The sequence below is a fragment of the Arthrobacter sp. StoSoilB19 genome, assembly GCF_019977275.1.
Lineage (GTDB): Bacteria > Actinomycetota > Actinomycetes > Actinomycetales > Micrococcaceae > Arthrobacter.
On record NZ_AP024650.1, the window covers coordinates 258,847 to 271,230 of the forward strand.

12 protein-coding genes are annotated in these 12,384 nt (G+C 66.7%); 6 read left to right on the forward strand and 6 right to left on the reverse strand.

The genetic code is table 11. The annotated features are described in order from the left end of the window. Positions 1–26: 26 nt before the first annotated feature. Positions 27–941, reverse strand: coding sequence for a 5-dehydro-4-deoxyglucarate dehydratase (gene kdgD / locus LDO86_RS01245; protein ID WP_018770941.1), 915 nt, complete (start codon positions 939–941; stop codon positions 27–29). A gap of 142 nt (positions 942–1,083) precedes the next feature. Beyond that, positions 1,084–1,968 (reverse strand): LysR family transcriptional regulator, encoded by an 885-nt coding sequence (locus LDO86_RS01250; protein WP_018770940.1) that lies wholly within the window; start codon positions 1,966–1,968, stop codon positions 1,084–1,086. A gap of 150 nt (positions 1,969–2,118) precedes the next feature. On the opposite strand from LDO86_RS01250, the gene LDO86_RS01255 reads away from it, so the two are divergent. Genes LDO86_RS01255 through LDO86_RS01270 form a run of 4 tightly spaced genes read left to right on the forward strand, consistent with a single transcriptional unit; the run spans position 2,119 to position 5,662 of the window. Then, a complete protein-coding gene (locus LDO86_RS01255) occupies positions 2,119–3,129 on the forward strand; it encodes a tripartite tricarboxylate transporter substrate binding protein (RefSeq protein ID WP_018770939.1) in 1,011 nt (336 codons plus the stop codon). A 5-nt stretch (positions 3,130–3,134) separates the two neighbouring features. Further along, positions 3,135–3,710: a tripartite tricarboxylate transporter TctB family protein gene (locus LDO86_RS01260; RefSeq protein WP_051081421.1), complete on the forward strand. Its 576-nt coding sequence runs from the start codon at positions 3,135–3,137 to the stop codon at positions 3,708–3,710. A gap of 9 nt (positions 3,711–3,719) precedes the next feature. Next, on the forward strand, positions 3,720–5,264 hold the full coding sequence (locus LDO86_RS01265; RefSeq protein WP_018770937.1) for a tripartite tricarboxylate transporter permease: 1,545 nt from the start codon (positions 3,720–3,722) through the stop codon (positions 5,262–5,264). Beyond that, positions 5,261–5,662, forward strand: a complete 402-nt coding sequence (locus tag LDO86_RS01270; protein ID WP_018770936.1) for a universal stress protein — start codon at positions 5,261–5,263, stop codon at positions 5,660–5,662. The genes LDO86_RS01265 and LDO86_RS01270 overlap by 4 nt, the downstream gene beginning before the upstream one ends. Before the next feature lie 12 nt (positions 5,663–5,674). Here LDO86_RS01270 and LDO86_RS01275 read toward each other — a convergent pair whose 3' ends face one another. Next, positions 5,675–6,163 (reverse strand): NUDIX domain-containing protein, encoded by a 489-nt coding sequence (locus LDO86_RS01275; protein WP_018770935.1) that lies wholly within the window; start codon positions 6,161–6,163, stop codon positions 5,675–5,677. Positions 6,164–6,298: 135 nt separating this feature from the next. Here LDO86_RS01275 and LDO86_RS01280 point away from each other — a divergent pair, with 135 nt between their 5' ends. After that, the gene (locus LDO86_RS01280; protein WP_018770934.1) at positions 6,299–6,538 is read left to right on the forward strand and encodes a hypothetical protein; all 240 of its coding nucleotides are present in this window, start codon (positions 6,299–6,301) and stop codon (positions 6,536–6,538) included. A gap of 67 nt (positions 6,539–6,605) precedes the next feature. Here LDO86_RS01280 and LDO86_RS01285 read toward each other — a convergent pair whose 3' ends face one another. The 3 genes from LDO86_RS01285 to LDO86_RS01295 form a co-directional block, all read right to left on the reverse strand. Continuing rightward, positions 6,606–8,294: a HAMP domain-containing sensor histidine kinase gene (locus LDO86_RS01285; protein WP_018770933.1), complete on the reverse strand. Its 1,689-nt coding sequence runs from the start codon at positions 8,292–8,294 to the stop codon at positions 6,606–6,608. A 123-nt stretch (positions 8,295–8,417) separates the two neighbouring features. Then, positions 8,418–9,791 (reverse strand): DNA repair protein RadA, encoded by a 1,374-nt coding sequence (radA, locus tag LDO86_RS01290; RefSeq protein ID WP_018770932.1) that lies wholly within the window; start codon positions 9,789–9,791, stop codon positions 8,418–8,420. Between the two features lie 65 nt (positions 9,792–9,856). Further along, the gene (locus tag LDO86_RS01295; RefSeq protein WP_018770931.1) at positions 9,857–10,984 is read right to left on the reverse strand and encodes an FUSC family protein; all 1,128 of its coding nucleotides are present in this window, start codon (positions 10,982–10,984) and stop codon (positions 9,857–9,859) included. 250 nt (positions 10,985–11,234) lie between these two features. Between LDO86_RS01295 and pstS the strand changes: the two genes are divergently transcribed. Then, entirely contained in the window at positions 11,235–12,356 is a 1,122-nt protein-coding gene (pstS, locus tag LDO86_RS01300; protein ID WP_018770930.1) for a phosphate ABC transporter substrate-binding protein PstS, read from the forward strand. The last annotated feature ends 28 nt before the right edge of the window (positions 12,357–12,384 follow it).

The window sequence follows — 12,384 nt, forward strand, 5'->3', positions numbered from 1 at the left end:
TGGGGCTCCTGTGTCTGCAGCGACGGCTATGAAACGGTGGCGATCAGGGCTTTGAGGTCCGCGAAGTCCTGCTCGTTGAGGTTCTGCAGCGGCGGCCGCACCGGGCCGGCGGGACGGCCCACGGCATCAAGGCCGGCCTTGACGATGGAAACAGAGTAGCCCTTCACGCGGTCGCGGATGTCCAGGTAGGGGATGACGAAGTCGTTGAGCTTCCTGTTCACCGCGGCCCGGTCCTGGTTGCGGACGTCCTGGTAGAAGTCCAGTGCGAACTGGGGGACGAAGTTGTACATGGCGCTGGAGTACGTGCTCATGCCGAGCTGCAGGAGGGGAAGGGCGAAGGTCTCGGCGGTCGGGAGGCCGCCCAGGTAGAAGAGGCGTTCGCCGAGCTTGGCGTAAACGCGGGCATCGTGTTCCAGGTCGCCCACACCGTCCTTGAAGCCGATCAGGTTCCGGTGCCGCTCGGCGAGGGTTGCCACCGTGGTGTCCCGGTAGATGGCGTTGGCCCGGTTGTAGATGATGACGCCCAGGGAGGTGGCCCGGCAGACCGCGCTGACGTGTTCCACGAGCCCGTCCTGGTCTGCCTCCGTGAGGTACGGGGGCAGGAGGAGGATGCCTTCTGCGCCGGCAGCCTCGGCAGCCTTCGCATTTTCGATGGCCTGCGCCGTGGAGCCACCGGCGGAGGCAAGGACGGGGATGCGGCTGCCCACCTCGTCGACGGCTGTCCGCACCACGTGCTCCGACTCGGCAGGAGTCAGGGAGAACCCTTCGCCGGTGCCGCCGGCCGCGAACAGGCCCGCCACCGGAAAGCTCGCCTGCCACGCCAGGTGCTTGCGGTAGTTCTCCTCATCTACCTGGAGCTGGGCATCGAACGGGGTCACGGGAAAGGACAGCAGGCCTTCCTTGAGCGTGTCCGCCAGTTCCTGGGGTGTGTACTTTGCCACGGTGTGGGTCCTCCGGGTGTGTGCGCCGCGGGCGGCAGGCTGATGATTCCGTTCCCACAGTAGGAGCGCCCTCGATGCCTGTCTAAGTGCATTTTTATATGCGTTGATACCTTTGCTGCATTACTGACCGGAGGGGCGCCGGTTACTCCATGGCGAACTCAAGGTCCCGAAGGAGGCGCGACAGCGCAGGATTGGTGACCCTCCGGTTCCACAGCGCATGCAGCTCCACCTGTTCGTGGTCGCCACCCTCCAGCGGGAGGAATTCAACGCCGCGGATACCTAGCATGGTGGCCGAGTGGGGCACGAAGGCCAGCCCGCGCTTGGCCGCCACCAGCGACACCATGGTGAGGATCTGGCTCACCGTGTGCACCACGTTGGTGTGGCGGATGGGGAGCATGCGCACCACCAGGTCATAGAAGTAGCGGGCCTGGGTGGCCGAGTGCATGATCAGGGGCTCATCGCTGAAATCGTCCGCGGCAATGCTCCGTTCCAGCTTCGTCAGCGGGTGCCCCTCGGGGACGGCCAGCATCATGGACTCGCGGTAGAGGAGATGCGAGTCAAAGGTCTCCCGGTCGAACGGCGGCCGTGCCAGCCCCAGGTCCAGTTCGCCCGTCAGCAGCCCGGCCAACTGGTCTCCGGTCACCAGTTCCTGCAGCTCGATGTCCACATCGGGGATGATGCCCGCGAGTTCCTCCAGCAGCGGACCCAGGATGCTGAAGCCGCTGGCCGCGGTGAAGCCTATCCGCAGGACGCCGGATTTGCCGGAAGCGATGCGGCGTGCGGTGACAGGTGCCCGCTCCGCGAGTGCCATGAGCCGGCGGGCCTCGTCCAGGAACGTTCGGCCGGCAGATGTCAGCTCCACTCTTCTGTTGTCCCGCTCCAGCAGTTCGGCGCCCACGGCCTTTTCGAGTTTCTGGATTTGCCGGCTCAGTGGCGGCTGCGTCATATTCAGGCGTTCTGCCGCCCTGCCGAAGTGGAGTTCCTCCGCCACGGCGATGAATCCGGCCAGTTGGTCGAAAGTAAACATGATGCCTTCCGGGTATCAAATGATGCAGATATGGGCTTAGACAGGCATCATAACTGCTCCCTACACTCAACACAGCGAGGCGGGGGTGACCCGCTTCACAGATGTACCGGGCGTCCCAGCCCGCACCTGCGCTTGCACCTAGGAGTCCCAATGATGCACTTCCCGTCCCGCCGCGCCGTTCTCGGAACGGCGTCGGCCTTCACCCTGCTGGCACTGACAGCCTGCGGCGGCAACGTTGCCGGCGGAGCCGCAGCCGGCAACCCGTCCAAGTACCCGGCCGGGCCCGTAACAATGACCGTGGGACAGGCCGCCGGCGGCAGCACGGACCTGATCGCCAGGGCGCTTGCAGACGGCGCCGCCAAGACCCTCGGAGCCCCGATGCCCGTGGTGAACAAGCCGGGCGCCAACGGCGCCCTCGCCACCAAGGAAGTTGCCGGCAAGACGGCCGACGGCCAGGAGCTGGTACTCCTCACAGCCTCCCTGGTCACCATCACCCCCCTTGCCGTGAGCAAGGACGAGGCAGTGAACCTCGACGACCTGGACATCATCACTGGACTTTCGCAGGACGACTACGTGCTGGTGGCCAGCCAGGGCTCCGGGTTCAGGAGCTTCAAGGACGTCACCGCCGCCGGCCGGAACGTCACGTTCGGGACCACCGGCGTGGGCACGGGCAGCCAGCTGGCCCAGACCGTCCTGTTCAAGCAGGCCAACGTGCAGGGCACCGATGTGCCGTTCGACAGTGGTAAGCCGGCACTGACCGCCGTCCTGGGCAACCAGGTGGAGCTGGCCACTGTCCAGCTGGGCGAAGCCATGGCACAGATCCAGGCCGGAAAAGTCACCCCTCTGCTGGTCTTCTCCGAAGGGCGCAACAGCTTCCTGCCTGACGTTCCATCCGCCAAGGAAGCCGGCTACGACGTTCCCGTGGCACAGTACCGTGCGGTCGCGGCTCCCAAGGGCACTCCCCAGGAGGTCAAGGACAAGCTCGCCGCGGCATTCAAGGACACGTTCAAGACCGACGCCTACCAGGAGTTCAACAAGAAGAACCTCCTGACGCCCAAGGAGATCTCCGGCGAGGAAGTGGTAACGCAGTGGAAGGACTATGCCGCGAAGTACAAGTCCCTGGTGGAGAAGTACGGCATCAGCCTCAACGGGAACAAGTAACGGCCATGGGGACTACTCCAGCAGTGGCTGCCGGGCGGGGCGGCAGCTCCGCCCTTCCGCCCGGCAGTGACGGCCCGGAAGACCTGCCCGAGGCCCTGACCCCCGAAGAGCTGGCTGCGCAGTGGGAGGAGGAAAAGCCTCCCGCTGCAGGCCCGCTCGCCAACGCGGCCTCATCCCTGGTGGTGCTCGCCGTCGGAACCGCCGCCCTGGCGCTGTCAGTTTCCATGGGCCTTGGCACTCCGGAGAAGCCCGAACCGGGGCTATGGCCCTTCCTGACCAGCTGCGTGATGGTGGCCCTGGCCATCTTCCAGCTGGTGTGGGGCCGGCACAACCGGGACGCGGAGAAGTTCACCCGGATGTCCTTCGCGCCCCTCACTGGCCTGGCCACGCTGGCCGCCATGGTGGCGCTGATGCCGTTGATCGGGTTCGAGATTCCCGCCCTCATCCTGTGCATCATCTGGATGAAGTTCCTGGGCAGCGAGACCTGGCGTTCCACCCTCGTGATCAGTGCCATCGTCGTCGCGTCCTTCTACGGGATCTTCGTGCTGGCGCTGGGCACTTCCATCCCCCACCTCTTCTAGGAGACCACCGTGGATTTCCTCAATCCTGTGATCAACGGTTTTTCCGTCGTCCTGGAACCAATGAACCTTCTCTACTGCCTGATTGGCGTGGTGATCGGCATGCTGATCGGCGTGCTGCCCGGGCTGGGCCCGGCCGCCACCATCGCCATCCTGCTTCCGCTGACCTACAGCGTGGAGCCGGTCACCGCCATCATCATGCTCGCCGGCATCTTCTACGGCGCCCAGTACGGTGGCACCATCACGTCCGTCCTGCTCCGGCTTCCCGGTGAGGCATCCTCCGTGGTCACCGTCTTCGACGGGTACCAGATGGCCAGGCAGGGCAAGGCCGGCACGGCCCTGGGCCTGGCGGCCATTGGGTCCTTCATCGGCGGAACCGCCTCGATTATCGGCCTGACCTTCCTGGCTCCCGTGGTGGCGGGCTTCGCGCTCGACTTCGGACCCGCGGAGTACTCCGCGCTGGCGCTGCTGGGCATCCTGCTGGTGGCAACCATCAGCGGAGGCGCCAAGGCCAAGGCACTCATCGCGGCCGCCGTCGGACTCCTGCTCGCTACCGTCGGCCGCGATATCTTTACCGGCGAAAGCCGCTTCACCTTCGGCAGCCTGCAGCTCGCGGACGGGATCGACTTCGTGCCCATCGCCATGGGCCTCTTCGGACTGGGCGAGATCCTCTACAACCTCGAGGAGCGGCACCGGGCTGCCAAGGCGCCGTCGAAGGTCTCGAATGTCTGGCCCTCCAGGTCCGACCTCAAGCAGGCATCGGGAGCCATTACCCGCGGCTCGGTCCTGGGCTTCTTCCTGGGCATTCTGCCCGGCGGCGGCGCCACCATCGCGTCCATGGCCTCGTATGCCATGGAGAAGAAACGGGCCAAGCAGCCGGAGCGGTTCGGCAAGGGCGCACCGGAAGGCGTGGCCGGCCCGGAAACCGCGAACAACGCGGCGGCAACGTCGTCGTTCATCCCGCTGCTGACCCTTGGCATCCCCGCCAACGCCACCATGGCGCTGATGTTCGGCGCGCTGCTGATCCAGGGTGTGACGCCTGGCCCGCAGCTGGTGGAACAGAACCCGGAGCTCTTCTGGGGCGTGGTCAACTCCATGTACATCGGCAACATCCTGCTGCTGATCATGAGCCTGCCCCTGGTGGGGATCTTCGTCCGCATCCTCCGCGTCCGGGCAGCCATCCTGGCGCCGGTCACCGCCCTGATCACCCTGCTGGGGGCCTACACCATCAACAACAGCATGTTCGACGTGACCCTGGTGGTGTTCTTCGGCGTGGTGGGCTACCTGATGAAGAAGTTCGGCTTCGAGCCCGGTCCGCTGGTTCTGGCCTTCGTCCTCGGCGAGCTGCTGGAAAGCTCACTGCGCCGCTCCCTGCTGGTCTTCGGCGGCGACGCCACCGGCTTCTTCACCCGCCCCATCTCGGCAACACTGCTGGTGGTCTTCGTGCTGGTGGCCGTGCTGCCGGGCCTCCGCAGCATGCTGGCCAAGCGCAAGGGCACGACGGCGGCAGTCGCCTCCGCCACGGACAGCACCAACAACATCAAGGAGAAGGTATGAGCATCATCGTTGGGTTCGTCCCCACGCCTGCCGGCGAGGCAGCCCTCGCCGCCGGGATCGCCGAAGCGCGGCTCCGGCAAAAGGACCTGTACATCGTGAACTCCGCCCGCCAGGGGGCGCTGGTGGACAAGTCCGTGGCCCCGGAGGACGTCCTGGCCCAGGCCGCGAAAAAGGCGGCCGACGCCGGAGTCAATGCCACCGTCATCCAGCCGCCGTACGAGCACGACCTGGCGGACGAGTTCCTGGACGTGGCCAGGGAAGTTGATGCTTCGCTGATCGTGATCGGCCTCCGCCACCGCACCCAGGTGGGCAAGTTCATCCTCGGCAGCCACGCCCAGCAGATCCTGATGCAGGCGGACCGGCCGGTGCTGGCCGTGAAGGCAGGGGTGCGTTCTTAATGGGTCGGGGCTTCACGCCAGCGCGGCGTCGCTGACCAGGGCACTAAGGATGGGCAGCTGGCCCTTCACGAGCTTGAGCCGCGCCTCCTGCTCGGGGAACCAGCGGGCGTCGTCGATTTCGGGGTAATGCTGGATCCTGCCGGACCCCTTGGGCCATTCCAGCGGAAACGTGTTGCTGCTGATCACGGCCGGGGCGAAGTCGGCCTGGGCTGCGAAGACCGTGATGAGCTTTCCGGACGGTTGCCGGAAATCGCCCAGAAGCCGGTACTCGGCGTCCGGGGCCGCGGTGCCCATTTCCTCGGCGAACTCGCGCAGCGCGGCAGCGCGTGGGTCTTCGCCCTCGCTGTATTCGCCTTTCGGAATCGACCAGGCATGCGCGTCCTTGCGGGCCCAGAACGGGCCGCCCATGTGGGCGATCCACACCTGCAGGCCCTCCCGGGCGCCGGCGGGCATGGCCGGGTCCTGCCGGTACAGCAGGATGCCGGCGCTTCGAATGGGCATTGATCCTCCAAGAAAGCCGCTGGGAACAGGAAAGGAAGTTGCCGTCCGCCGTTAACGTGGAGTTCACGGCCCTGCTTTAGGTTATTCCTTCAGGCACTCTGCCAGGCACTCTGGTCGAAAGGGACGGGACCACTCATGGCCAACATTGCCGAGGTTTTGGGGCGGCTTACGCCCGAAGAAGTCGATGAACTCCGCAGCCTTGGGCCGCAGGGCCACCTGCCGCGGCATCTGGTGGATGCCCTGGACCGTGCCGCCGGGGGAGCCGGATCGGGCCGCGGCTATTACGTGGTGAACGGCAACGTGAGCGCCACCGGCGGCCCCCTCCTCGTGCTGCGCAGCGACGTTTCCAGCTGGCTGGCCGGCACGGGTTCCTGACCCACGTCGCCTGCCGACGGCGCGGTTCCTCCTGAGGGGCAGAACGGGAGCTCCCTGCGATGGCGGGTCAGGATTCCGGCAGGATGAATGTTGCCCTGGTACCCCGGCCGGGTTCACTCTCCAGGCTGATTGATCCGCCGTGGCCCTCAACAATGGTCTTGCTCACCGGCAGGCCCAGGCCGGCGCCGGGAATGGCGGTTTCACGCGACCGGGCCGAACGGAAGAACTTGCTGAAGGCCTGCTCCTGCTCCTCCCCGGTCATCCCCAAGCCGGTGTCCGTGATGGAGCAGGCCAGGCCCTCCCGGGTCCGGAAGGCCCGGGCGGTTATCAGGCCGCCGTTGGGGGAGTACTTGATGGCGTTCGAAAGCAGGTTCCGGATCACCTGGCCGATCCGTGCCGGATCCATCCTGGCATGAAGCGGCTGCTCCACATCGAGCACCAGCTGCAGTCCGTTGCCGGCAGCCGTGGGCGAAGCTGCGTCCACCTCCCGGGCCACCAGCCGGGCAAGGTCCGCCTGCTCCAGCGCGAGGTCCACGCGTTCCGAGGCGACCGCAATGAGGTCGTTGACGAGTCCCAGCAGGTGTTCGGCATTCCGGCGCACCACCAGGAGCTCGTCGCGGATGTCCTCATGCCCGGGTTCGTCCAGGACCAGTTCCAGGTAGCCGAGGATGGATGTCAGGGGGGTCCGCAGCTCGTGCGAAACCGTGGCAACGAAGTTGTCCTTGGCCGCCAGCGCACCGATCAGGCTGGTGACGTCCACAAACGTGATGACGGCGCCGCCTTCCTGCCCGCCCGCCGGAGGAAACCCGTGCGAGCTCACGGAATAGGCGCGCTGCCGGTCCGCCGGGCCGGCCCAGTACAGCTCGTCAATGAAGGCTTCTCCCGCTGCGGCGCGGGCAGCGGGAAGCAGGTTTGCCGGCACTGGAGTGGAGCGGTCGGCGGACATCAGGGGTGCCTGGCCCCCTGCCGGGCTGATGACGCCGGCAAGGGCAGGGTCCGCGTGCATTGCCCTGTTTGCCAGCACCGTGTTCCCTTTGGCGTCCACCACCCAAACGCCCAAGCCAACCGCCCTGAGCACTGCGTCGAGCAGGGCCTGCCGGCGGACGCTTTCACCGAGTGTTCGGCCCAGGTGCAGTTCGTTTTCCATGAGCTTGATCCGCTGGCGCCGGATGGTTGTGGCCATCACATGCGCGGTCACCGCTATGACTGACAGGACCAGGGGAAGGATCAGGGTCCTGATCATCGATCCCCCCAGCACCGGGGAGCCCTGGACAACAGACGGAACCACGGTACTGAGGACTGCCCCGGCCATGGCCAGGACAGGCATGTACGGCCGGTCGTGGACGGAGAGCCAGATGACGGGGAACACCAGCATGATGCTGAGGACGTTGAAGGGCGGGCCTCCCGCCTCACGGGTGAACCCGATGGCCAGGCAGTCGAGCAGCGGGATGACGGCGAACGCACCTGCAGGGAGCCGGCCCCAGGGTGTTGCAAAGCACGCCGCGGCAATTGCCAGATGGAAGAGCAGCGCCGCCACGAACAGGTTGTCGTCGAACGTCTTCGGGCTGAAGATTGCCGTGGCGATCACCACGAGTGCAACCGTGGCCGTGACCGGCAGCTGGCTTGCGGCCACGCGCTTCCGGATGCTCAGGCCTTCGAGCAGTCCGTCAATCCGGTCCGACACAACCGGCTGCACAGGCGCCATGCGTACGCGGCCCGCACGGTCGGCGGTGCCCTGCTGTTCCTTGATTGCCATGTTTCCCCCAGCGCAGAAACCAAAAGCCTCCGTCTGCAAGAAGGTTTTGCACCAACAGTACCCGCCGAAAGCCCTGCAGAAACCAGGGCAGGGCGTTCCGTGGGCGCCGGCAATCTCCTGCCGCTACCCGATCAGGAGGCTGAGCGCTTCCGTGAGGTGTTCCACTTCCCGGACCGAAAACCCTGCAGGCACAGGGCCCGGGCCGGTGTGGCTGGCCGGAACCACGGCGTGGGTGAATCCCAGCCGGTGTGCCTCCTGGATGCGCTGGTTGATGCCCGGTACTGGCCGGACTTCACCTGCCAGCCCCACCTCGCCGAAGGCGATCAGCCGGACAGGCAGGGGCTTGCGGGCCTTGGCCGACGCCACGGCGAGGGCCACCGCAAGGTCCGTTGCCGGTTCGCTGAGCTTCACCCCGCCCACGGTGGCAACGTACGAATCGTCCTTGTGCAGCTGGGTCCCTGCGCGCTGCTGCAGCACGGCCAGGAGCATGGAAACCCGGGAACTGTCCAGCCCGCTGGTGGCCCGCCGCGGCTGAGAGTTGGGGCTTTCCGCCAGCAGCGACTGCACCTCCGCCAGCAGGGGGCGGCGCCCCTCCATGGTGACGGTGATGCAGGTCCCGGAAACCGGATCCTTGGTGCGGCTGACGAACAGCCCGCTGGGATCGGCCAGGCCGTCGATGCCGTTTTCATTCAGGTCGAAGCAGCCCACGTCATCCGTGGGCCCGTACCGGTTCTTCACGGCACGGAGCAGCCGCAGCCGGGAGTGCCGCTCACCTTCGAACTGGCACACCACATCCACCAGGTGTTCCAGCAGCCGCGGTCCGGCAATGGAACCGTCCTTCGTGACGTGGCCCACCAGCAGGGTTGTCATGTTCCGCCGCTTGGCTGCGGCAATGATGGAAGCCGCCACTTCCCGGACCTGGGACACGCCACCGGCACTGCCGTCCACGTCCGCGCTGCTGAGCGTCTGCACCGAGTCCACGATCAGCAGCCGAGGTTCGATCTTCTCCACCTGCCCCAGCGCCTGCCCAAGGTCCGTCTCCGCTGACAGGTAGAGGGATTCGGCGACGGCGTCGATCCGCTCCGCCCGCAGCTTCACCTGGGCGGCCGACTCTTCGCCGGTGACATACAGGACGTCCTGGGCTGTCCGCGCGAACTTGGCGGCAACGTCCAGCAGCAGGGTGGACTTGCCGACCCCGGGCTCACCCGCCAGCAGGATGACGGCGCCGGGAACCAGTCCGCCGCCCAGCACCCTGTCCAGTTCATCCACCCCTGTTGGCAGGAACGCCGCGGTGGTGGCGTCCACGTCCGCGATCCGCCGCGCCGGCTCCACGACTGTTGTGGCCGCGGTGGTCCGCGCCACCGCCGTGCCTGTTTCCTCAACCGTGCCCCACGCCTGGCACTCGCCGCAGCGGCCCACCCACTTCACGGTGGTCCAGCCGCATTCGGCGCATTTGTATGCGGGCGCCTTGGAGGCCCGGGAAGTCTTTGTTGCCATGCGTCCAACCCTAGTGGCGGGCACCGACATCGGGCCCACCCCGCGCTGGGCCCGGCCCATCCCGCCTACAGTGCGGGCAGCACGTCCCTGGCCTCGTCCGCGTCCATGCCCGTGGCCTCCAGCAGATCCACCATCAGTGGCCGGAACAGCATCACCACCGTTTCGCCCTCCAGCCGCTGCACCTCCAGGAGTTTGGGGTGCAGGCGAAGGGCGATTTCGCTCAGGTCGCGCCGGGCCGTACGCAGATGGGCGCGGCGGACGCCGTCGTGCGATTCCGCAAGGCCCAGCGAAAGCTCATCAATCGCGGCAGCGGTCTCCTGCAGCACCTCCGCGATGCTGTCCGTGGCCTCGTCCGAGAGGGCGGCGTGGTTGATGGCGCTGGTGAGCCGCCGCGCAAAGACTCGGCTGTTGCGCAGGGCCAGGTCGATGAAGTCCAGCGACTGCTTGAGCCGGTCCAGTTCATCCCGGTGCCGGCGGTAGGCGGGCGCCAGCGTGGCAACTTCCCCGGAGGCCCGCAGCGACTGCCGCATGGCATCGACCAGGGGCTGGCAGTTCCTGCCGCGGATCAGCGCATGCCACGCTTGGGTAGAGTCGCTGTTGGCCAGCGCGGAGGCGCATTCCCGCAGCACTTCCGCCAGTTCGTGCAGCAGTTTCTGGACGTCGCGGCGTGGTTCCCGCCGTGGGTCCTTGGGCATGAGGATGGTCACCAGCAGGGCGCACAGGCCGCCCACCACCGCATCGATGCTCCGGGTGAACGGTCCGCCCGACGGCGCCGGAAGCAGCACCACCAGCAGCGACTGCAGGGCCAGTTGGGTGGTGAAGATGTTCCCGCTGTCCAGGAACCGCGCCAGCAGGATGGAGAAGAGAAGAACGACGGCGGCCACCCAGATTTCCCCGCCCAGCCAGTGCAGGAGCAGGTCGCCAACGGCGATCCCGATGGTGCAGCCCAGGCCCACTTCCATCACGCGCCGCAGCCGCGGTTCCCGCGAAAACCCGAGCGCGATCAGCGAGGAGGTGGCGGCAAACAGCGGGCCGGAGTGGCCCAGGACGTATTCCGCGAAGGCGTAGGCGCCCACCGCGCAGACGGTCATCTGGATGGCAGGGACGAACGAGTTGCGGCTCCGGATCAGGCCGGTCCGGACGCGGCTGCGCAGGAACCGTTGGGTTGCCGAGAGTCCTGCTTCGATTGCCATGGGTTCAAGTCTATTCAGTGGCGGTGGAGCACCCGGGCAGGCCACTACGGCCGGACCTGTGATCCGCGCAATGGTGACCCGGCATTTGTCAGCCAATATCCCGCCGTCGTTAATCCTCCGTTCACTTTGGACAGCCCATCCCGTTACCTGCAGCCCATAACTTACTGAAAGGTACACACCGTACGCATCGCGCAGCAGGGTTCTCCGGCCCTGTCCCGCACCTGAATAACCCTGGAAGGGGTACATCTAAGTGAAGGCACTCCGCTTCGGCCGCCACGCGGCTATCGCTGTCATCGCAGCCGGCGCACTCGCGCTCAGCGCCTGCGGTTCAGACAATGCCACGGGCACCGCTCCTGCCGGCAGCCAGTCCGCCGGCGGCACCAAGGTCACCGGCACGCTGACCGGCATCGGCTCCTCCGCCCAGGGCGCCGCCATGGACGCCTGGAAGACCAACTTTGCCTCCGCCAACTCCGGCGCCACCGTGCAGTACTCCCCGGACGGCTCCGGAGCAGGCCGCAAAGCCATCCTGGACGGCTCGGCCCAGTTCGCCGGCTCCGACGCGTACCTGAAGGATGACGAATACGCCTCCTCCAAGTCCGTCTGCGGCCCCGACGGCGCCATCAACGTCCCGGTCTACATCTCCCCGATCGCTGTGGCCTTCAACGTTCCCGGCGTCACGGACCTGAAGCTTGACGCCACCACCGTGGCCAAGATCTTCCGCGGCCAGATCACCAAGTGGAACGACCCCGCCATCGCCGCCCTGAACGCCGGTGTCTCCCTGCCCGACCTCAAGGTCACCCCGGTGAACCGCTCCGACGACTCGGGCACCACCCAGAACTTCACCGACTACCTCGCCGCCGCTGCCTCCGACGTCTGGACCGACAAGGCCGCCGGTGTCTGGCCTGCCAGCCTGCAGGGTGAGAACGCCAAGGGAACCTCCGGCGTGGTCAAGACCGTGACGGACACCCCCGGTGCCGTGACCTACGCCGACGACTCCGCCGTGAGCGGCAAGCTGGGCGTGGCCCAGATCAAGGTGGGCGAGTCCTTCACCAAGATCTCCGCCGATGCTGCCGCCAAGGCAGTGGACGCCGGCAAGCCGGTTGAAGGCCGCGCCGCCAACGACCTGTCCATCAAGCTGGACCGCAAGACCACCATCGAAGGCGCCTACCCGATCGTCCTGGTGTCCTTCCACGTCCTGTGCACCACGTACGACAAGCAGGAGACCGTGGACCTGGTCAAGGCCTTCGAGCACTACGTAGTTTCCGCTGAAGGCCAGAAGGCCGCAGCAGACTCGGCCAAGTCCGCTCCGCTGTCCTCGGACCTCGCAGCCAAGGCTGTCAAGGCGATCGACTCGATCAAGGCCAAGTCCTAGCCTTCGCTGCGAAACCGGGTTCCCCGCC

Bases quoted from the DNA above. Each gene is read 5' to 3' on its own strand.
- LDO86_RS01280 (WP_018770934.1), top strand. From the start codon at position 6,299: ATGGCCAACATTGCCGAGGTTTTGGGGCGGCTTACGCCCGAAGAAGTC.
- LDO86_RS01255 (WP_018770939.1), top strand. From the start codon at position 2,119: ATGATGCACTTCCCGTCCCGCCGCGCCGTTCTCGGAACGGCGTCGGCC.
- LDO86_RS01295 (WP_018770931.1), bottom strand. From the start codon at position 10,984: ATGGCAATCGAAGCAGGACTCTCGGCAACCCAACGGTTCCTGCGCAGC.
- LDO86_RS01250 (WP_018770940.1), bottom strand. From the start codon at position 1,968: ATGTTTACTTTCGACCAACTGGCCGGATTCATCGCCGTGGCGGAGGAA.
- LDO86_RS01260 (WP_051081421.1), top strand. From the start codon at position 3,135: ATGGGGACTACTCCAGCAGTGGCTGCCGGGCGGGGCGGCAGCTCCGCC.
- LDO86_RS01275 (WP_018770935.1), bottom strand. From the start codon at position 6,163: ATGCCCATTCGAAGCGCCGGCATCCTGCTGTACCGGCAGGACCCGGCC.
- LDO86_RS01285 (WP_018770933.1), bottom strand. From the start codon at position 8,294: ATGGCAATCAAGGAACAGCAGGGCACCGCCGACCGTGCGGGCCGCGTA.
- radA (WP_018770932.1), bottom strand. From the start codon at position 9,791: ATGGCAACAAAGACTTCCCGGGCCTCCAAGGCGCCCGCATACAAATGC.
- LDO86_RS01270 (WP_018770936.1), top strand. From the start codon at position 5,261: ATGAGCATCATCGTTGGGTTCGTCCCCACGCCTGCCGGCGAGGCAGCC.